This is a genomic window from Luteitalea sp. (assembly GCA_009377605.1).
Taxonomy (GTDB): Bacteria; Acidobacteriota; Vicinamibacteria; order Vicinamibacterales; family Vicinamibacteraceae; genus WHTT01.
In genome coordinates this window covers 1-21,216 of the sequence record WHTT01000098.1, presented here as the reverse complement: position 1 = coordinate 21,216, position 21,216 = coordinate 1, and the positions used below count along the sequence as shown (strand labels likewise).

General features: G+C 65.2%; 11 protein-coding genes. 8 read left to right on the top strand and 3 right to left on the bottom strand.

The window, feature by feature from the left end:
* Positions 1-786 precede the first annotated feature (786 nt).
* Positions 787-2,334 carry a threonine ammonia-lyase, biosynthetic gene (gene ilvA / locus GEV06_23840; protein ID MPZ20906.1) on the bottom strand — a complete coding sequence of 516 codons (1,548 nt, stop codon included), beginning with the start codon at positions 2,332-2,334 and terminating at the stop codon, positions 787-789.
* A 478-nt stretch (positions 2,335-2,812) separates the two neighbouring features.
* On the opposite strand from ilvA, the gene GEV06_23835 reads away from it, so the two are divergent.
* Positions 2,813-9,907, top strand: coding sequence for a BamA/TamA family outer membrane protein (locus tag GEV06_23835; protein ID MPZ20905.1), 7,095 nt, complete (start codon positions 2,813-2,815; stop codon positions 9,905-9,907).
* A gap of 14 nt (positions 9,908-9,921) precedes the next feature.
* Here the strand turns inward: GEV06_23835 and GEV06_23830 are convergent, their stop codons facing one another.
* On the bottom strand, positions 9,922-10,230 hold the full coding sequence (locus GEV06_23830) for a HigA family addiction module antidote protein (GenBank protein ID MPZ20904.1): 309 nt from the start codon (positions 10,228-10,230) through the stop codon (positions 9,922-9,924).
* Positions 10,231-10,242: 12 nt separating this feature from the next.
* Positions 10,243-10,521: a plasmid maintenance system killer protein gene (locus GEV06_23825; GenBank protein ID MPZ20903.1), complete on the bottom strand. Its 279-nt coding sequence runs from the start codon at positions 10,519-10,521 to the stop codon at positions 10,243-10,245.
* 115 nt (positions 10,522-10,636) lie between these two features.
* On the opposite strand from GEV06_23825, the gene argH reads away from it, so the two are divergent.
* The 7 genes from argH (at position 10,637) to malQ (ending at position 21,119) form a co-directional block, all read left to right on the top strand.
* A complete protein-coding gene (argH, locus tag GEV06_23820) occupies positions 10,637-12,091 on the top strand; it encodes an argininosuccinate lyase (GenBank protein ID MPZ20902.1) in 1,455 nt (484 codons plus the stop codon).
* Between the two features lie 152 nt (positions 12,092-12,243).
* Positions 12,244-13,941, top strand: a complete 1,698-nt coding sequence (locus GEV06_23815) for a sodium:solute symporter (GenBank protein MPZ20901.1) — start codon at positions 12,244-12,246, stop codon at positions 13,939-13,941.
* A 154-nt stretch (positions 13,942-14,095) separates the two neighbouring features.
* Complete coding sequence (locus GEV06_23810) at positions 14,096-14,683, top strand: hypothetical protein (protein MPZ20900.1); 588 nt, start codon at positions 14,096-14,098, stop codon at positions 14,681-14,683.
* A 3-nt stretch (positions 14,684-14,686) separates the two neighbouring features.
* Positions 14,687-17,425, top strand: coding sequence for a hypothetical protein (locus GEV06_23805; GenBank protein ID MPZ20899.1), 2,739 nt, complete (start codon positions 14,687-14,689; stop codon positions 17,423-17,425).
* 29 nt (positions 17,426-17,454) lie between these two features.
* Positions 17,455-18,342: a DUF2236 domain-containing protein gene (locus GEV06_23800; GenBank protein ID MPZ20898.1), complete on the top strand. Its 888-nt coding sequence runs from the start codon at positions 17,455-17,457 to the stop codon at positions 18,340-18,342.
* A gap of 12 nt (positions 18,343-18,354) precedes the next feature.
* Entirely contained in the window at positions 18,355-19,554 is a 1,200-nt protein-coding gene (locus GEV06_23795; GenBank protein ID MPZ20897.1) for an aminotransferase class I/II-fold pyridoxal phosphate-dependent enzyme, read from the top strand.
* On the top strand, positions 19,491-21,119 hold the full coding sequence (gene malQ, locus GEV06_23790; GenBank protein MPZ20896.1) for a 4-alpha-glucanotransferase: 1,629 nt from the start codon (positions 19,491-19,493) through the stop codon (positions 21,117-21,119). The genes GEV06_23795 and malQ overlap by 64 nt, the downstream gene beginning before the upstream one ends.
* Positions 21,120-21,216: the final 97 nt, after the last annotated feature.

Here is a 21,216-nt window from a genome sequence, read left to right as displayed (position 1 = left end):
CGCGGCGGCGCCCGTCGTCCGGCTCACCCTTCGGGGCCACGTGGAGCCGTTGATTGAGATCCAGCCGCTTCCAGCGGCCTTCTTCAGCGTCTTCCGTGGTGAGTCGGCGGAGCGTGCGCTGACGCTCGTCAATCATGATGAGCGTCCGGTCACCATCCGCGGTATCGATGCAAAGAGCGAGCATTTCAACGCCGACATCGAGGTGGTCGAGCTTGGACGTCGCTTCGACCTGCACGTGCGCGTCCCAGAGAACGCACCCGTCGGACGCGTCATGGAATCACTGACCGTCCGAACCGACCATCCTGAGCGCCCAGAGATCGTCGTCCCGGTCAACGTGCTTGTGAAAGAGGACGTGTATGCTAATCCGGAGGAGGTCGACTTCGGCGGCATTGACCGCACGGCGCTAGTGCGTACGCCGGCCGTGCTCGACCCGATGCAGCAGGTCTTCCTGGTAAAGCGACGCCAGGGACCATTCCGGCTGACGAGCGTGTCCTGTGACATACCCGGGGTGCAGGTGACCTACGCACCTCCGGAGAAGGAGAGCGCGATCTTCAAGTTCGAGGTGGGGATCGAGCCGAGCAAGTTGATGCCAGGACCTCTCGTGGGGACGATCAGTATTCGAACGTCGGATAAGCGCTTTCCGGAGATCGCGGTCCCCGTCCGTGGCACCGTCCGGTGATTTTGAGGCATGATCCGCCTGCGACGATTTCATCCCAGCCCGTCTGTGGCGCTCGGTTGGACCTTGTGAGAACCGCCCGACGTCTGAGGTGTTCCGGCACGACCCCGCTACCGGGTCGTCAGAAAGCGCCTGTACGCTTCGTTGTCTGCTTCCTGCAGGTGCGGATATCCGAGCTGCTCGAGAAACGTGCCGAACTGCGGGACTTCCTCGTCTGGCACCTCGAATCCCACCAGCACCCGGCCGAAGTCGGCACCGTGGTTTCGGTAGTGGAAGAGGCTGATGTTCCAGCGGCCGCCAAGCGTGTCGAGAAACTTCATCAGCGCGCCCGGCTTTTCCGGAAACTCGAAGCGGCAGATCCGCTCGTCACGCACGTCTGGTGAGGAGCCGCCCACCATGTGCCGGATGTGCAGCTTGGCCATCTCGTTGTGTGAGAGATCGAGCGTCTCGTAGCCGCCTGCCCGCAGGCGCGAGGCGAGCTGTTCGGCGTCCCGTCGTGACTCGATCGTCACACCGACGAAGATGTGCGCCGCCTGCCTGCCATTCAGCCGATAGTTGAACTCCGTCACCACACGCGGGCCAATGGCGAGACAGAACTCACGAAACGCGCCTGGCCGCTCCGGAATCCTCACGGCGAGGATCGCCTCTCGTGACTCGCCGAGCTCCGCCCGCTCCGCCACGAAACGGAGACGATCGAAGTTGATGTTCGCGCCGCTCAAGATCGTCACGAAGTCCCGATCCGCGACCGGCTCACGCTCGGCGTAGCGCTTCAGCCCTGCAACGGCCAGCGCGCCCGCCGGCTCCATGACGCTTCGCGTGTCGTCGAAGATGTCCTTGATCGCGGCGCAGATCTCGTCGTTCGTGACACGAATCACCTCGTCGACGACCCGCTGGCAGATGCGGAACGTCCGCTCACCGACAAGGCGGACTGCCACGCCGTCGGCGAAGATCCCGACCTGATCCAGCGTGACGCGTCGGCCGGCCTGGAGCGACTGATACATCGCATCCGCTTCCACGGGCTCCACGCCCACTACCCGCACGTCGGGCAGCACGGCCTTGAGGTACGCGCCCATCCCGGCGATGAGGCCGCCGCCGCCCACCGGGATGAACACCGCCGAGAAGCGGCCCTTGCGGTGTCGCACGATTTCGTCGGCGATCGTGCCTTGCCCCGCGATGACGAGCGGGTCGTCGAACGGGTGGATGACGGTCAGACCGGTCTCAGCCGCGATGCTGTCACAGTGTTCCTGGGCCTCAGAGTAGCTATCACCCGCGAGCACGACTTCCGCACCCATCGCGCGAACCGCCTCGACCTTGATCGCCGGCGTGGTCTGGGGCATGACGATCACTGCCCGCAGGCGCAGGCGGTGGGCAGAAAAGGCCACACCCTGGGCGTGGTTGCCCGCGCTGGCCGTCATGACGCCGCGCTCGCGCTCGGCGTCGGAGAGGTGTGCGATCTTGTTGTACGCGCCGCGGAGCTTGAAGCTGAACACCGGCTGGAGGTCCTCGCGCTTGAAGTGGACGCTCGTCCCGAGACGTGCCGACAGCCGCGGCGCGATTTCCAGCGGCGTCTCGCGAGCGACCTCATACACGCGGCTCGTGAGAATGCTTCTGACGAGCCCGTCCATCGGGGAGACTTCAGCGGGCAGCGCGGAGGCCATGGCGGAATGGTTGGACATCTGTGCCCGCACCAAGCGCGGATGCTCATCATTGTAGGTCACATAGCAGAGCGCAATTGTTTGATTGCGCTTTCTTATCGCCAGCCTTCGCTCGCCTTCGGCGAGCTTCGGCTAGGCAAGCCTATTCCTGACCCCTAACTGACCCCTGAATCCCGCTTCCTGACTCCCGATTCCCGATTTCCCTCGCGTCACGCTGAGCTTGACTGAACGGTATCATTGGTGACCATCATTAGGTCGATTCGAAGACGGCGGAGGTGGTGAAACAGTAAGGCGAGGCTGCCGGCCGGCTGACGGGCAGCGGGACGTATTTACCCTGGATCACTCTGGGAGAGTCCCCGTCGAGAGCTTGAGGTTCTAGGTAGGGCCGCCTCGCCGAGGCGGCCATGACGGCGCGGGAGGCTGACGCGGCCTACCATTCTCAAGAGCTCTCAGCAGGCACTATCCTCAGGGTCGGGCGTCGATGGAATCCTTCTTCGGTGCTCCAACGACTTCGGCGCCCTCGCGCAGGCGGCGCGTGATCCGTTTTCTTGCCTGGTCCGCCGCGGTCGTTCTCGTCTTGTTGATTGCGGCCCTCCTGACGCTGCACACGCCGCCCGCCAAGCGCTACGTCCTCGCGCGGGTGAGCGACCTGCTCGCCCAGCAGAACATCAAGCTGCAAGCCGATAGCCTCGACTACAACCTGCTCGATCTATCCGTGCGCCTGGAGAATGCCACGCTGCGCGCTCGCCGGCCGCGCGACGCCGCGGCCTTCGCCAGGATTGCGCGATTCGAGCTCGATGCGAGCCTCCTCGATCTACTCCGCGGACGCTATGTCGTCGAGAACGGCACGCTGCTTCGACCCGAGATTCATCTGATCGTCAACAACGCAGGCGAGACCAACCTGCCGGCGCCCGCTGCGGAGGCCCCTGCCGAAGAAGAAGAGGCCGACGCGCCGACATCACTCGACTATCTCATCGAGGCATTTCGGGTCGTCGACGGCACGCTCCGATACGAAGATCGACGCCAGGGGCTCGATGTCACCTTGCCCATCCAGTCGATTGCCATCGAGGGCTCTCCCCGCACCAGGCAACATGACGTGCGGCTGCGTGCCGATAAGGGGCGCGTGACGGTGCAGGACCGCAGTGCCGACATCGACCATGTCGGCGGCGAATTGACGCTCGGTACCGATTCAGTCGAGGTTCGCCGCCTCGAGCTGAGAGCTGCCAACTCGGCGATCGTCCTCGGCGGCAACGTCCTGCGTTTCGCCGATCCGCGATTGGACCTCGCACTGAGCGCGAATCTCGATGTGGGCACGCTAGCGCCCTACGGTGGGCTCGCCGAGCCCATAGGGGGGACCCTTCGAGCAGATGTGAAGGCGCGCGGGCCGCTGGCGGAGCTGGCGGTCGCCGCGCGGTTGAATGGCGACGGCCTCAGCTTTCGCGATCTGACGGCGGTGGACCTCGACGTCGAAGGATCCTATGACGCGGCGGCCAGCCAGGCCCGACTTGCTCGGCTGGCGGTGCAGTCACCCGCCGGCGGACTGCAGGCGCAGGGGAGCGTGGCGCTCGATGAGAAGGCCGGCATGAGCAGGCTCGACGCACAGCTGGAATCGCTCGACGTCCAGCGCCTGGCGCGAACACTGCGTCTGCCGTATGCGATAGCAAGCCGAATCAGTGGCGATGTCCGGTCGTCTTGGCCTGGGCTCGCCTACGACCGAGCGGCGGGACAGGCGCGGCTGAGCCTGACGCCGACCGCCAGGTCTGCCTCGACCAACGTGGTGCCGCTGGCAGGTGTGCTTGTCGCAGACCTGCGCGGCGAGGAGCGTGTCGACGTCGATGTTCGCAATCTGCGCGGTCTCGGCGCGGCGATCGACGGACGTCTCTCGCTCCTAGATCGCCAAGACCTCGGCGGCTCCCTGAAGGTACAGGCATCCGAGATTGCAGAGGTCGTGTCGGGTGCCGAGGCTTTCCTGGGGCAGCAGCCTGGAACGCTGGTCGGCACACCGCTTGGCGGCCCGCTCGCGGTGGACGCCCGCATCGGCGGCACGGTCGACGAGCCGGCGGTTGATGCGACGGTGGACGCGCCCAGTCTCGCGGTCGGGGAGATCTCGGGAATCGCGCTGCAAGCGGCGGCACGCTACACCCCGGCCGCCGCCATCATCGAGCGTGCGGACGTGGCATGGCAGGAAGCGCGCGTTCATGCCCGCGGTCGAGTCGGCCTGCAGGAGGCACGCGCCATCGACCTGGATGTCACCGCGGAGCAGGCCGATGTTGCTGCGATTCTGGCGGCATTGGACCGCGCCGACATTCCCGCACAAGGCGTTGTGTCGCTGCAAGCAAAGGCGGACGGCACACTCGACAACCCGCGGGCGACGGTCGAGGTCAAGGGCACGGATCTTGCGGCCTATGGCGAGACGCTCGGCCAACTGCTCCTGGAGACCGGATTCGCGAATCAGACGGTTCAGCTCACGCGACTCAGGCTCGACAAACCGCAACCGGAGGAACTGGGCTCGGATGCGGTCGTGGAGGCGCGCGGTTCGTACCAGCTCGACAAGGGAGAATATGCGTTTCAGGTCGAGACAGATGGTCTCCGTCTCGTGAGCCTGACATTGCCCGACAAGACGCCGGTACGCGGGGCCTTGACGCTTCAAGGCGAAGGGCAAGGCACGCTCGACGATCCTGCGGCAAACGTGGTGCTGAATCTTCAAGATGTCGCTATTGGCGAGAGTGCGCTTGGCGACGCGCAGCTCGACGCTCAGCTTGCCAACCACCAGGCCACACTCCGAGCGCGTGCCGATCGGTTTCGCGTCGACGCGAACGCGCAGCTCGCGACCACTGCGCCATACCCGGCAAAGTTCGCGGTTGTGATCGACCAACTGGATCTCTCGACGCTGCCGGTGGATCTAGAGACCCCGTTGAAAGGGCTCGTGCGTGCCAGAGCAACCGGCACAGGGGACCTCGCGAATCCAGTGGACGGCTCAGCGACGGTGGCCATCGATCAGCTGGCGGTGACGTGGGCCGACCAACCCATCGAGACCGACGGTCCCGTGAACCTGCGCTACGCCAACCGACAGCTTGCCATCGATCGCCTCATCGTCCGCGCACAGGACTCGACCGTATCGGCGCGCGGCATGCTGCCCGTCGATCTGAAATCCAACAAGGGGACGCTAAACCTCGATGCGCGCTTCAACCTCGCGACGCTCGCGAAGTACGCACCGAAGGATGCGGGAGTGGCAGCGCGTGGCGAGCTGGGCCTCACGGGCACAATCACGGGATCTCTCGCTGCGATCGATCCGAACCTGACCCTGACCCTCCAGGACGCCGCCGTCTCCGCCTCCGGTCTCGAGCCCGAAGTGTCGAACATCGCCGCGCGGGTCGTAGTCGCCGGCGGGGCGTTGCGCGCAGACGAGCTCCATGCCGAATGGGGGAAGGCGCGGCTCGATGCCTCGGCGGAGCTGCCGTTTGCGCTCCTGCCGGAGGACCTGCCGGTAGAGTTGCCGCGGAAGTCTGGTCCGGCGCGCATGCTCGTCGAGCTGACGGGCCTCGACCTTGCCACGATTCCTGGCGCACCAGAGGCGCTCTCGGGAGCCGTCTCCCTCCGCGCGGATGCACAAGCATCCACGCCGGATCTGGAAGCCCTCACGGCTCACCTCACGTTTCCCCAGCTCGAGCTCGGCGCCGATCAGCTGACGCTGGCGCAGCAAGGCACTTCAGCGATTACCGTCGAGCAGGGCCAGGCCCGCGTGGAGCAGTTTCGGCTGGAAGGCTCGGTTGGCAACCTCGAGCTCGCCGGCACCGTCGGTCTCCTCGAGCCTCGCCCGCTCGATGTGGCCCTACGGGGTCAGATCGACGCGGCCCTTCTGAATGCGTTCACCGATGCCCTCACCGCGGAAGGAGATGCGGCGCTGGAGGTGGCGGCGACCGGGAGCGTTGCGAAGCCACAGCTGAAGGGCTTCGTGGAGCTGGCGGACGCGAGCATCCAGGTCGACGAGCCACGGCTTGGCCTCGACCAGCTCGACACACGGATCGATCTCACGCCGACCCGGGCTACGCTGACCCGCCTCGACGGCACCTTGAATGGTGGTGAGATCTCGGGCCAGGGCGCGGTGGAGCTCGACGAAGGGACGATCCGCGACGTCAATTTGCAGCTCACGGCGAAGGATGTGGCCTTCGATGAGCCGATGGGTCTGCAAAGCGTCTCGGACGCCGACCTGACCGTGGTCCAGCGTGAGGAGCAGATCGTGCTCGGCGGTCAAGTCACGATTCAGGAAGCGGGCCTGACCGACGATGTGAACTTGGACAGCGGGATCGTCGCTGCACTCACCGCACCGCCAACGCTCGACCTCACGGAATCACGCAACCCCCTCCTCGAGCGCCTGAACTTCGACGTCGACATCGATACGGCGTCTCCGATCTTCATCGACAACAACCTTGCCCGTGCAGAGGCGGTCGCCGATCTGCGTCTGCTGGGCACCATCTACGACACCGGCATGTCTGGCCGCTTGACCATCGAGGAAGAGAGCGAGCTGATCCTCAACGAGCGGCGCTACCTGGTGGACCGCGGCATCATCACGTTTACAAGTGATCGAGAAATCGAGCCATCGCTCGACATTCTCATGACCACTCAGGCTGAGAGCTACGATGTCACGCTGCAGGTTTCTGGCACGGCCGCGGATACCGAGACGGTCCTGACGTCGGATCCCTCGTTGCCCGAGCCAGACATCGTCGCCGTTCTCCTCACTGGGCGCACGCTGGACGACATGCGGGGGGAGGAGTATGAGGTCGCCCAGCAGCAGATGCTCTCGCTCCTCAGCGGCCGGGCGGCGGCCGGGCTCGGCCGCGGGCTCGAGCGCGCCACCGGCCTCAGCACCGTCCGACTCGAGCCGAACCTCCTGGCTGACGAGGCGAATCCCGGCGCCCGGCTCACGGTTGGGCAGGACCTGACGAGTGCGCTCACGCTTCTCTATTCGGCAGATCTCGCCAACAGCGGCGACAAGATGTGGATTGCCGAGTACGACGTCACGCGCCAGTTCGACACGCGGGCCGTGCGGACGAACGACGACACCTATCGCTTCGATTTCCGTCACGACGTTCGCTTCGGCGGTCAAGCAGATCCGCGCCGGTCCCAGCGGCGCGCCAGTCGCACCGTTCGATCGGTCACTGTGAAGGCAGCAGAACCTCGTCGCGAAGGACCGTCAGAGGAATCCGGTAGCGAGGCGCCGTCAGGCCCAACCCACCCTCGTAGCGAGGCGCCTTTGGGCCCCTCGATCACCGAAGCCATGGTCCGCGAGCGATTCAAGGTCGAAGCCGGCGATCGCTACGACTACTTCAAGGTACGGCGCCAAGTCGACCGGGTGGAGGAGATGTACGAGGACGCCGGGCTGCTGGCCGCACGTGTGCGCCTTGCGCGAAACGTCGAAGGTGACGCGGTCGACCTCACGCTGACGATCACGCCGGGCAAGCGGGTGGAGCTGATCTATGAAGGGTTCTCGCCCCCTGGGAAGCTGGAGCGGGACATTCGTCGCATCTGGCGCCGCGGCGTCTTCGACACGCAGCGCGCCGAGGACGCGCTCCAGGCGGTTCGGGCATGGTTCGTCGAGGAGCGATATCTCAACGCGCAGCTCGAGTACGAGATCGACGAAGGCGCGGAGGAGTCCAGCCTGGCTGCGTCTGCGTCTCAGCGCGTCGCTTTTCGAGCCAAGCCGGGAGCTCGCTTCGAACAGGTGCGACTGGTCTTCGAGGGAGCTGGCGGCATCTCGCCGTCGGAGCTCGAGGACGTCGTGGACGACCAGGGGCTCGGGCCGAAGGTCTTCACAGCGCCAGACGAGGTCACTGATCTCTTGGGGCGCTTCTATCGCGAAGTGGGCTATTTGGCGGCGGAGCTGGGCGATCCAACGTATGAGTTCGACGATGCCAGCCGGCTCGCACGGGTCGTCATTCCGGTGAAGGAGGGGCCGCGGTTCAGGATTCGGCGGGTGTTGATTTCTGGTGCCACCGCTTACAAGGCGACCGAGTTGCTGTCGGAGATCCAGCTCGTCGAGGATGACCCGTACTTTCCTGCCACGTCCGAGCGGTCGCTTGCCAAGATTCGAGATATGTACTGGCGCCGCGGCTATAACGACGTCGCCGCAATCTACGGCCTGAAGGTCGATCGCGAGAAAGGCGAAGTCGACGTGCAGATCGAGATCGACGAGGGGCCACGTGCCATGGTTCAAGACATTCAAATCGCTGGCACCGACATCACGAGTCAGAAGCTGGTCAGCGATCAGCTCGAGATCGCGCCGGACCTACCGCTCGATCTCACGGCGGTCGGCCGCTCGCGACGGAATCTCTATGACACTGGCGCCTACGCCATTGCCGACATCAGTCACGAGCCGATCGCCGACCAGGCCGCCGACCAGTCTACCGACCAGTCCACCGAAGCGCGAAGCGCGAAGGCGGAAGGAGACCTGCCAAGCCAAGAAGGTGGCGGAAGCGACGGCCAGCCGAGGACACCCCCGGCACAGAAGCCGGTGCGCGTGGACGTCTCGGTGCGCGAAGTGCAGCCGTTCCAGGTGCGATATGGAGCATCCTTTGACACCGAGCGTGGACCTGGCGCCATTCTCGATGTGTCGAGCCACAATTCGCTCGGGAGCGCGCGCGTCGTCGGCGTCAGCTCGCGCTACGACTCGCAGCTGCGCGAAGTCAGGCTGTATGCGACTCAGCCCATGCTGCGAACGTTCCCGCTCGCAACCACGGCTAGCGTCTACTACCGGCAGGAGCGAAACCCGCTGGCCGACCCGGACGAGCCCCAAGTCCGGGATGCAGACCGGTTCGGCGTGTCGATTCAGCAGGAAAGGCGTCTCGGTCAGGAGTGGGTCTGGAGCTATGGCTATCGCTTCGAGCGCTCTCGTATCTGGAATCGGCAAGACGACCCTCGCACGACAGAAATCGAGAACGTAGCGCCGCTGACCACCACGTTGTCGCGCGACACGCGCGACGATGTGCTCGATGCGAGCCACGGGGCGTTTTTGTCGCACTCGTTCTCGTACTCACCGGAGCAGCTCGGCTCGACCGATCCGTACGTGAAGTACTTCGGGCAGTTCTTCAAATACTTCCCGCTGGAGCCCACTCGGCGTGAGCGCTTCACCGGGGAGATCCTGCGCCCGCGCTTCGTCTACGCGGTCGGCGTGCGGCTGGGGCTCGCGCGGACCTTGAGCGGTGGGGTGGACGTGCCGGAGACCGAGCGGTTCTTTGCCGGCGGCAGCACGACGCTCCGCGGTTTTGCGCAGAACCGCGTGGGACCGATCAATGAAGGGAACGAGGCGGTGGGCGGCGAGGCCATGTTCATTATCAACAACGAGGTACGGGTCCCGCTCTTCAGCATCTTCGATGGCGTCGGGTTCCTCGACGTCGGCAACGTCTACAACCGATTCGGGAACTTCTCGCTGACTGACCTCCGTGAATCCGCCGGCGTCGGCCTACGCGTCCGCACGCCCTGGTTCCTCCTTCGCGCCGACTTCGGCGTGCCGCTCGACGCGCGCGACGACAACGAGAGTGGCGGTCGCTTCTTCTTCAGCATCGGCCAAGCCTTCTAATCCCACATCAGCATTTACGCGGACCGCCGCAGGGGCTCAACGACCCGGTCAATTTCCTTGGCGTGTTTCATCTCTGTGACGCGCAAATCGTAAGCCGTCTGCAGGTTCAGCCAGGAACGCGCGTCGCCACCGAAAAAGCGCGCAAGCCGCATAGCCGTATCCGGCGTCACGCCGCGACGCTCAAGCGCGATATCGTTGAGTCGCGACGTGGGAATGCGGAGTCGCTTGGCCAGTCGGTTGACGCTCATCCTGAGCGGCTTCAGATAGTCCTCACGCAAGACCTCGCCCGGATGGACAGGGCGCATGCCGTTCTTGAAGCTCATTTCCTGCTCTCCTCAGTGGTAGTCGACGACCTCAACGTCTTCAGGTCCGGAATCGGTCCAGCGAAAACAAAGTCGCCATCGGTCATTGATACGGATGCTGTGCTGGGCGACGCGGTCGTGTTTCAATGCTTCCAGTCGATTCCCTGGCGGTGAACGCAGGAATTCGAGTGTTTCCGCCGCATCAAGCTGGGCAAGCTTTCGCGTCGCCACCTTCGAGATTGAGCCGAAGCGCTTCGAGCGACCGGTTTCGAAAAGCCGTTGGGTCTCGGCGCACCCGAAGCTCTTGATCACGACATTTCCACTATATACCGATTATCGGTAAACGGTAAACGGCTCTCTGCCGTGGAAGGACTCTCAAGTCCGAGCGATACTTCATAGCGGAACGTTAACCGCTAGAATTCCCTCGATGGCCTTTGCCCCCGAATACGTCCGCCTGGTCCTTCAGGAGATCTTCGAGGACGCCAAGACGCTCTTTCTCGCCTCGCTCCGCACCATTGACTACGCACACCTCGTCATGCTCGTCGAGCGGGGCATCGTCTCCCGCGAGGAGGGCCGGCGTCTACGCGACGGCATGCGTGCCCTACGGGACGAGGAGTTGCGCGCTGCGCCGTACGACACCGGCTGCGAGGACCTGTTCTTCTACGTCTGGCGATGTCTCGCGGAAACGTGCGGCGCGGACGTCGCTGGTCGCCTCCATACAGCGAGAAGTCGCAACGACATCGACATGACGATGTATCGGATGCGGTTGCGGGAAGAGGTGCTGGAGCTCGGGGGTGCGCTCTTGGCCCTGCGCAAGGCGCTCACCGAGCTCGCCGCGGCGCATACGTCGACGCTCTTCGCGGCGCACACGCACACGCAGCCGGCTCAGCCTACGACGCTCGCGCACTACATCCTCGGCGTCGTCGAACAGCTCGAGCGTGACCACGTCAGACACCGTGCCGCGTACGAGACGGTGAACCGCTGTCCGCTTGGCGCCTGCGCGATTACCGGCACCGGGTTCCCTATCGATCGCGAGCGGACGAGCGCGTTGCTCGGCTTTGCGGCGCCAACAGGCAACACCTATGGGAGCATCGCGACAGTCGACTACCTGCTCGAGGCGCTTGGTACGCTCCTGGTTGGCATGATTGGCCTCGGACGCGTCTTGCAGGACCTGCTGCTCTGGTGCACCGCCGAGGTCGGCTACCTACGGTTGGGGGAGGGCTACGTTCAGTGCAGCAGCATCATGCCGCAAAAGCGAAACCCCGTGGCCCTGGAGCATGCCCGCGCCCTGGCCAGCAAGGCCGTTGGCCAGGCACAGGCCGCCATGGTCGTCGTGCACAATACGCCATTCGGCGACATCGTCGATACCGAGGACGACCTCCAACCGCTCGTGCACGACACGTTTCACGACGCCACGCGGGCGACCGCGTTGACTGCCGCGGCTCTGGAGAATAGCGAGATCGACGTGGCCCGCATGCGGGAGCGTGCCGGCATCGGCTGGACGACCACCACCGAGCTTGCCGACGCCCTCACGCGCGACCACGAGGTGCCGTTTCGCGCGAGCCGCGAGATCGCCGCACGGCTCGTCATCGCACGGCGCGAGCGCCCGTGGGAACCGCTCACCGACGCCGTGAAGCGGCTTTCCCGCGAGATCGCGGGCCGCGAAGTGGTCTACGAGGAGGAAACGCTGCGTCGCACATTGACGCCGGAGCATTTCGTCAGCGTGCGGCGCACGCTCGGCGGACCCGCACCGGACGTCGTCGCTGCAGCCGTGGCGGACGCCGAGCGCACGCTCGATCGCGACCGCGAGTGGATCGATGCGAGCCGCGTCCGCCTCGCCGCGGCCGCTGACGAGCTGCGAGCGGCGGTGGAGAACCTATGACATCAGCCGTGCAACCGGATCGTGCTCCAGAGCCTCCCCCATCTGTCAGCGGCGACACGGATATGCGCCGCCTCTACCTGGGCGTCCTGCTCGTCGAGGCGCTGACGCTGCTCGCGCTCTGGTCCTTCCAGCAGTACTTCACGCTCTAGTCCATGCACCCCATCGATTGGACCATCGTCGTCGTGTACCTGGTGTGGATGGTGTACGACGGGCTCCGGCGAACACGCGCAAGCGACCAACTGGAAGGCTACCTGCTCGCCAACCGCAGCCTGCCGTGGTGGGCAGTCGGTCTCTCCGTGATGGCCACGCAGCTCTCCGCTATCACGATGGTCGGCACGACCGGACAGGGCTACGCTGACGGCTTGCGCTTCGTGCAGTTCTACTTTGGCCTGCCCATCGCCATGGTGATCCTCTCGGTCACCGCGGTTCCCTTCTTCCACCGCGCGCGGGTGTTCACCGCATACGAGTATCTGGAGCGCCGGTTCGACGCAAAGACACGCACGCTGACCAGTTTGCTGTTCCTGCTCTCTCGCGGCATGTCCTGCGGTGTGATTATCTCGGCCCCGGCGGTGATTCTCTCGGTGGTGCTGGGGTGGAATCTGACGATCACTGTGCTCGCGATTGGCCTGCCCACGGCGGCGTACACGATGCTTGGCGGCGTGCAGGCGATCACCTGGACGGACGTCAAGCAGATGGTCATCATTGTCGTCGGCCTGGCCGCCGTCCTCGTGGCCCTGATCGTAGGGCTGCCCGACGGCGTTGGGCTCGGCGACGCTCTGCAGGTGGCCGCGGCGACTGGCCGCCTCGATGCAATTGACTTCAGCTTCAGCTTCACCGAAACGTACACATTCTGGTCCGGGATCATCGGCGGGCTGTTCCTCATGCTCTCGTACTTTGGCTGTGATCAGAGTCAGGTACAACGCTATCTAACCGCACAATCGATCGACGCTGGACGACGCTCACTGCTGATGAGCGCCTACTGGAAGATCCCGCTCCAGGTGCTCGTCCTCCTGGTTGGCGTGATGGTCTTCGTGTTCTATCTCTTCCATCAACCGCCGATGCTCTTCAACCCGGTGCACGAAGCGCGCGTGCGCTCGAGCACGCACGCCCCGCAATACCGCGCCCTCGAAGAGCAGTTCCAGGCGTCGTTCGATGGACGACGACAAGCGGCAGACCAGCTTGCGCGCGCTCGGCAACAAGGGGATTCGGCGGCGCTCGAGACGGCGGCGCGCGCGTTCACGAGCGCAGATCAACGAGTGGACGATGTGCGCGCGCGGGCGGCGGCGCTCGTCCAGACGGCGAGCGGTGACGCTGCGTATAGCGACGTGAACTACATCTTCCCAACGTTCGTCTCGACGCACCTGCCGATTGGACTCATTGGTATTGTGATCGCGGCGATCTTCGCGGCTGCCATGTCGAGCATCGCAGCAGAGCTCAACGCTCTCGCGACCACGACGGTCATTGATTTCTACCGCCGTCTGGTGCGGCCGCACGAGACCGACAGGCACTATCTGCGGATGTCGCGCCTCGCAACCGCCTTCTGGGGCATGTTCGCCTGCGTTGTCGCCATGTACGCCACATCGCTCGGATCACTCATAGAGGTCGTGAATCGCTTCGGGTCGTTCTTCTACGGATCGATACTTGGCGTGTTCATGCTGGCCGTCTTTGGCCGGTGGGCGAAAGGGCTCGGGGCGTTCGTCGGCCTCATCGGCGGGATGCTCTTGGTGGCCTACGTCTCCTGGCGTTACCCCGCCGTCTCGTTTCTCTGGCATAACGTGATTGGCGCCTTGACCGTGGTGGCCATCGGGCTGACGGTGAGCTTGTTCGTGCCTTCCCGGTCGCTTGAATAAAAAGAAAAGGGGCCAGGCCCCTTTTCCTCTTTCCCCGATGACTTATTGCCTTCCCCAATCGATCCCCTTCGGCATCTCGACCTTTTCCCGGCGCCTCCTGATCGCTGTGCTGACCACATGGCTGGTGGCGTTCGCGAGAGACGTCCAAGCGCAAATGGTTCTTCTGCCTGAGACCTGGATTGGCGGATCGATCGACGGACGTGCCATGACGAGCGACACGGCAGACGATGGAGTTGTCTTCGTGCCGTACATACTGCTCGGCGGTAAGCGCGACGGTTGGGGGCCCGCCTTTGGTCTCGGATGGTTTCGCACCGACATCACCGCCGACGTGTTCGGCCAGGGCTACGAGGCCGGCAACCTACGTGTTCGTCCGTACCTCGTGGGTCTTGGATACGGCGTGACTCGAGGACGTGTGCGCTACGAAGGCTCGTTGGTGGCTGGTCTCGCGATCAACCACTTTGGGCTGAGTCACGAATCGGAGCAGGCCCTACGCGCCCGAGATCTGCCGGTCGATGGCGACGCCTCCAACAGCCTCGCTGTGCGACCCGGTTTCAGTGTCTGGATTTACGTGACGCCTCGGCTGGCTTTGCGGTGGCACGCGAATTATCTGATGACGCGGCCCGATCTGACGATTGGGAGTGGCCCCGGATCTCATCGGTTTCGCCAGTCGGCGAACGCGCTTACCTTCGGCGCCGGATTCGCGTATCTTATTCATCGCGTCCCAGCGCAGCCGAAGAAATGAGCGATGACCACCTCGAAGCTCAGCCTTCTTTCCGCAACCCTGTTGTCCCTTGCGCTCGCTGTTCCCGCCGCCGCACAGCTCCGCGTCGTGCCGTACGTCTCCGACCTCGAGTCCCCAATTGGCTTCGTGCACGACCCGACGGATCCGGCCCGGCAATACGTCCTCGAGCGACAAGGCCGCATCCGCCTCGTAATCGACGGTGAGCTGCAGGCGACCCCGTTTCTCGATCTCACGGATCCCGTCCGGTCGGCCGGCGGTGAGCAGGGCCTGCTCGGACTCGCGTTTGCCCCTGACTACGCAACCTCCCGTCGCTTCTTCGTGAATTTCACCCGCGAATCGGATGGGCACACGGTGATTGCGCGCTTCGAGCGCTCCGCGACGAACCCCGACATCGCGGAGGTCGACAGCCGCTTCGATCTCGTCTTCGCAGGCGTGCCCTTCATCGAGCAGCCGGAGCAGAACCACAACGGCGGCAAGATCCTCTTTCGTGCAGACGGCTATCTGTACATCGCGATGGGGGACGGAGGCGGACGTAACGATCCGAACGACAACGCACAGAGCCCCACCAGCCTGCTGGGCAAGATTCTTCGCATCGATGTCGACGTACCCGATGAGCATCCGACCGGCTATCTGATCCCGTCGGACAATCCGTTCGTCGGCGACGATGAGCTCGGCGCACGTGACGAGATCTGGGCGTTTGGCCTGCGCAATCCCTGGCGGATCTCGGAGGATCTGCCGGCGCTCGGCGGAACAGGCGCTCTCCTCATCGGCGACGTTGGTCAGAGCGAGCGTGAGGAGGTCAACTACGAGCCGCTTGGCCAGGGTGGGCGCAACTACGGCTGGAGCGTCTACGAAGGCGCTGATCCGACACCGGACATCGACCCGAACCGGCAGCTCGCCTACGAGCCCGCGACGCCGCCCATCCACGACTACACGCGCGACTTCGGTGTGACCGTCATTGGCGGCTACGTCTATCGTGGGATGACACTCGACGAGAGCTACCAGGGCCGCTACGTCTTTGCCGACCTCGAGGGGCGCATCTACTCGCTCGGGCTCGCGATTGATTCTGAGACCGACGAGGCGGAAGTGGCGAACGTCGAGGAGCACACGGCCGATCTGTTTCCGAGCAATGCCCCCGAGATCACGTCCGTCGACGTCGACGCCCACGGCGAGCTCTTCATTGTTGGCTTCTCGGATGGCACGATCTATCGCGTGACCTTGGACGAGGGTGATGACGATGGCGATGGACTGCCCGACGCGTGGGAGCAGCAGGTCGGCCTGAGCCCGGCGATCGGAAGCGGCGAGGATGGCCCCTATGGCGATCCGGATGGCGATGGCCTCAGTAACGGCGAGGAGCTGCGCGCGGGGCTGAATCCGCTGGATCCCCTCGAACCGCCGACCGAGCCGCTCGTCCGGCTCTTCGCGGAAGGCGCGACGAACTTCTTCTTCGACACCGAGCTGGCTCTCGTCAATCCAACAAGCGAGCCAGCGCACGCCACGCTCGAGTACCGGCGGCACGATGGCCGGATCTTCCGGCAGAGCGTCGATCTTCCAGCCGAGCGCCGCGTGACGGTGGACCCGCGGGCCCGGGCCGGCCTGGACGGTGCGTTGTTTGCCACCAGCGTCCGGTCGGAGAGCGCCATCGTCGTCGAGCGCTCGATGACGTGGCCGGTCGGGACGCCCTACGGCCGCCACGCGGATGCGGGCGTCGCCGCGCCGGCGGCGACCTGGTACCTCGCTGAAGGCCGCACGGCGCCCTTCTCGCTGTTCTATCTCTTGGACAACGAAGGCGCCGAACCTGCCCAGGTCGAGGTGCGCTACCTCCTGCCCGACCGCGCGCCCGTCGTCAAGCCGTACACGGTCGCCCCACACAGCCGCCAGACGGTGTTCGTGAACGTCGAAGATGAGGCACTGGCGAGCACGGAGGTGTCTGCCGCGATTCAGACGTCGCCAGAGACGCCGATCACCGTGGAGCGCGCGATGTACCTGGACGGGCCGGACGGCGTGTTCGGCGCGGGCCATGGGACGACGGCCGTGACGTCGCCCTCGCCGCGGTGGTTGCTTGCCGAAGGGGCCACGGGGGAGTACTTCGACCTGTTCCTGGCGCTGGCCAACCCGGGGCCCGCGCCGGCGGAGGTCACCGTGCACTACCTGTTGCAGGGGAGCGGCCGCGCCGTCAGCAAGATCTACACGCTGCAACCCGAGAGCCGGCAGACGATCTACGTGAACGCCGAGGAGGCCGAGGGGCAGAGCCTCGCCACCGAGACGCTCTCCCTCGAGGTCACGTCCGACCAGCCGATCCTCGCGGAGCGCGCGATGTGGTGGCCTGGCAAGACGTTCGAGGTCACCTGGCGCGAAGCCCACGCCGCGTACGGCGCCACGGAACCTGGCATGAAATGGCTCACGGCCGGTGGCGAGAACGGGGGGCCCACCGAGCTCGAGACGTTCGTGTTGATTGGGAACGTCTCCGAGGTCGACGGTCTCGTCCGCGTGACCGTGTTCTTCGAAGACGAGGGCCCGTGGCTGGTCGAGCTGCCCGTTGCCGCGCGAAGCCGCCTCAGCGTGCCCATCCGCCCCGAAGAGCGATGGCCTGTCGGCGACAAGCGCTTTGCCGTGCTCGTCGAGAGCCTGCCCGTGGGGGCCGAACGAGCAATGCTCATCGTCGAGCGCGCCACCTACTCGAATGCGCAAGGCATCTTCTGGGCGGCGGGTGAGAATACGTTGGCAACGCCGGTGCCGTGAAGCCACCTCGCTTGCATTACGATTGACCTATGGCCCGGAAGCGCGCGGACGCCCGCCTTCGCGTGAACCGCGAGATGCTCGTCCTGCTCGGATGGGGACGTGCCATCCTCCTGCAGTTCGCCCATCCGCTCGTGGCGGCAGGGGTAGCGGACCACAGCGATTTCAGTCGCGCGCGGGCCGGCCGCACGCGGCGCTTGGTGCACACTGTCCAGAGCTTTCTCGCGCTGACCTTTGGCGACGTCGACGCGCGGCACGCCGCCGCCGCGCGCATCAATGCCATTCACCGGCGCGTGCACGGCACGCTGCGACGATCAGCGGGGCCGTTTGTCGCCGGCACACGCTACTCCGCAGAAGACCCGGAGCTGTTGCGGTGGGTCCATTGCACCGTCGTCGACTCCGTGATGCGAGTCTACGAGCTGATCGTTGAGCCGTTGTCGGTCGCCGAAAAGGATCAGCTGTGCGCGGAAGCTGCAACGATCGAGCCGCTACTCCACATCCCCGACGGCTTTCTACCGCGCGATCTGGGCGCCCTCGACGCCTATCTCGAGCTCATGCAGTCGAGTGGAAAAGTTGTGGTCACCGACACGGCGCGCCTCTTGGCCCGGGACCTCCTCGAGCCGCCCCTGGCCTGGATGGCCCGGCCCGCCTTCCAGGTCCTTCGATTGTTCACCATCGGCCTGCTGCCGCCGGCGGTCCGCGCTGGCTACGGATACGCCTGGACGAAAAGTGACGAGCAGGCCCTGGCACGGCGGGTACGCATCCTTCGGGGGCTTCGCCGCGTCCTTCCGCGAGTTGCCTGGGAATGGCCCGCAGCGCGGCGTGGCCATCGGGCCGAGGGAGCTGAAGCACGCGAGGGGTCTGGAATGCGCGAGGGGTCTAAAGACCCCTCGCTAGATACGGCGACCCGGCGTGCTTAGACGAGTCCTCCCATGTTCTCTCGGCGCGTGCCGCATCGGCTCACCCCCAACCGGCTGGCGACGAGGGTGGCCGAGTTGCGCAAGCAGGGAGTGCCCCTTCTCGACCTCACGACCACCAATCCGACGACGGTCGAGATCTCCTATCCACCCGGTCTCCTGGACGCGCTCGCGACACCAGCGGCCGGCATCTACGCGCCGCAGCCGTTCGGCTCGATGGAAGCACGCCGGGCGGTGGCGTCCGACTATCAGCGTCGCGGCGTCGACCTGCCAGCCGAACGCATCGTCTTGACGGCCAGCACGAGCGAGGCATACGCCTTCTTGTTGAAGCTGCTGTGCGATGCTGCTGACGAGGTGCTCGTCCCTCGGCCGAGTTATCCACTGTTCGAGCACCTGACGCGGCTCGAGGCGGTTACAGCAGTGTCGTACCCTCTCGTCTACACTGGGAGCTGGCACATCGACCGCACAGCGCTCGAGCAGCGCCTCACGCCGCGCACACGCGCGCTGGTTGTCGTGTCGCCGAACAACCCGACCGGTTCACTGCTCGGTCGAGACGAAACGGCCTGGCTCATCGACCTCTGCCGATCGCGTGGGCTTGCCCTCATCCTCGACGAGGTGTTCGCGGACTACGTCCTTCACGAGCCGGAGGGCAGTCGATCGTCGGCGCTATTGTCCCAGACCGAGGCGCTGGCCTTTGGTCTGGGCGGGCTGTCGAAAACAGTGGGCTTACCCCAGCTCAAGCTGGCGTGGCTTGGCGCGGGTGGGCCATCGGCGCTCGTCGCACAGGCGCTCGCGCGCCTCGAGGTCATCTGCGATACGTATCTGTCAGTGAGCACGCCAGTGCAATGCGCTGTTGGCGGGCTGCTGGCCGGAGGCGAAGCGGTTCGCCGTGAGATTCGCGAACGACTGCGGCGAAACTCGAGGATTCTCGATGCGCGAGTCGAGCACTCGCCCGCGTGCAGCGTCCTGCCGGTGGAGGGCGGCTGGTCGGCGGTCGTGCGCGTGCCCGCGACATGCCCGGAGGAGACATTGGTGCTCGAGCTGCTCGAGGAGCAGCATCTGCTCGTGCATCCTGGCTTCTTCTACGACTTTTCACATGAGGCTTTTGTGGTGATCAGCCTGCTGCCAGGAGAGCATCTGTTCGAGGAAGGATGCGTTCGACTGTTTCGCGCCCTGAATACACGAAGGGACCGGGTTCCTTTGCAGACATGGTGAATTTCTGGGAAGGACGACACGCGGGCCTGATGGTGCCCCTGTTCTCGCTGCGATCGAGCGAGAGCTGGGGTATCGGCGAGATTGCCGACATCCAGCACATGGCGGCCTGGCTGCGCGCCGCCGGCCTGGACATGCTGCAGATCCTGCCGGTCAATGAGATGGCGCCGGGGCAGATCTCACCGTACTCGGCGATGAGCGCTCAGGCCATTGATCCCATCTTCATCGCCGTACACGCGCTCGTGGACTTCGGAGCGCTTGGCGCCGAAGGGGCGTTCGACCGCGCGGCGCGCGAGCGTCTCGACGTTGTACGATCCGGTGGCCGGCTCGACCATGCGGCCGTCCGGGCGCTCAAGGCGGAAGCGCTCCGGCTCGCGTTCGATCGGTTCGTCGAGGAGGAGTGGCGCCGCGAGAGCCCGCGCGCTTGTGCCTTCAAGCGGTTCCTGAGTGCGGAGCGCTGGTGGCTCGACGACTATGCCTTGTTCCGGGTGCTCCACGTGCAGCAGGGGCATCGGCCCTGGTGGGAGTGGGACGCGGCGCTGCGCGATCGGACGCCGCGTGCGTTGGAAGACAATCGCCTGGAGTGCACGCGGGAGCTCCTGTTCGTACGGTACCTGCAGTGGGTCGCGCACGAGCAATGGCTTGCGGCGCGCAGCGCCGCGCAACCGGTGGGTATCGTCGGCGACCTTCCCTTCATGGTGAGTGCAGACAGCGCCGACGTCTGGGCCAATCAGCGCGCGTTCACGCTCGAGGCGACGGTTGGCACCCCTCCCGATGCGTTCAGCGTGACCGGACAGGATTGGGGCTTGCCGGCGTACCGATGGGACGTGATGGCGGAGGAGAACTTCGCCTGGCTGCGCGAGCGTGCGCGCCGCGCGGCCGAGCTGTACGATGCGTATCGGGTGGACCACCTCGTGGGCTTCTATCGCACGTACGTGCGCCCCGTCGATGGCAGCACGCCATACTTTTCACCCGCCACCGATGCTGAGCAGCGCGCGCTCGGTGAGACCATTCTCGACGTGCTCCAGAGCGCCGGCGCGCGCATGATTGCCGAAGATCTCGGCACGGTGCCGGACTTCGTCCGCCAATCGATGGCGGAGCGGGACGTGCCGGGCCACAAGGTGTTCCGCTGGGAGCGCTTGTGGAGCGAGCCGGGCGAGCCCTTTCGGGAGCCCGCAGCCTACCCGCCCATCTCCATGGCCACAACGGGCACGCACGATACGGAGACGCTCGCCGAGTGGTGGGACCGAGCGCCGCTCGATGAGCGTGTCTCGGCGCTGCAGCTCCCGTCGCTTGCTGCACACGGCTTCGACCCGGCACGTCCCTTCGATCATGAGCTGCGCGACACGTTGCTGGGGATCTTGATGGCCGCCGGCTCCGACTTCGTGGTCTTCCCCGTCCAGGACATCTTTGGCTGGCGCGACCGCATCAATGTGCCCGCGACCATCGGCAATGACAATTGGTGCTGGCGCGTACCGTGGCCGGTAGACGCCTGGCTCCAGCAGCCGGAAGCACGCGAGCGCGCCGATCGACTCCGCTCATGGACCCGAGTCACATCACGGCGTTGACGGCGTTGACGGCGTTGACGGCGTTGACGGCGTTGACGGCGTTGACGGGGTGACGGGGTGACAGGGTGACAGGGTGACAGGGTGACAGGGTGACAGG

What these genes read in the sequence shown, in the direction of transcription:
- ilvA (MPZ20906.1), bottom strand. Translation starts at nt 2,334, where the DNA reads ATGGCCTCCGCGCTGCCCGCTGAAGTCTCCCCGATGGACGGGCTCGTC.
- GEV06_23835 (MPZ20905.1), top strand. Translation starts at nt 2,813, where the DNA reads ATGGAATCCTTCTTCGGTGCTCCAACGACTTCGGCGCCCTCGCGCAGG.
- GEV06_23830 (MPZ20904.1), bottom strand. Translation starts at nt 10,230, where the DNA reads ATGAGCTTCAAGAACGGCATGCGCCCTGTCCATCCGGGCGAGGTCTTG.
- argH (MPZ20902.1), top strand. Translation starts at nt 10,637, where the DNA reads ATGGCCTTTGCCCCCGAATACGTCCGCCTGGTCCTTCAGGAGATCTTC.
- GEV06_23815 (MPZ20901.1), top strand. Translation starts at nt 12,244, where the DNA reads ATGCACCCCATCGATTGGACCATCGTCGTCGTGTACCTGGTGTGGATG.
- GEV06_23810 (MPZ20900.1), top strand. Translation starts at nt 14,096, where the DNA reads ATGGTTCTTCTGCCTGAGACCTGGATTGGCGGATCGATCGACGGACGT.
- GEV06_23805 (MPZ20899.1), top strand. Translation starts at nt 14,687, where the DNA reads ATGACCACCTCGAAGCTCAGCCTTCTTTCCGCAACCCTGTTGTCCCTT.
- GEV06_23800 (MPZ20898.1), top strand. Translation starts at nt 17,455, where the DNA reads ATGGCCCGGAAGCGCGCGGACGCCCGCCTTCGCGTGAACCGCGAGATG.
- GEV06_23795 (MPZ20897.1), top strand. Translation starts at nt 18,355, where the DNA reads ATGTTCTCTCGGCGCGTGCCGCATCGGCTCACCCCCAACCGGCTGGCG.
- malQ (MPZ20896.1), top strand. Translation starts at nt 19,491, where the DNA reads ATGCGTTCGACTGTTTCGCGCCCTGAATACACGAAGGGACCGGGTTCC.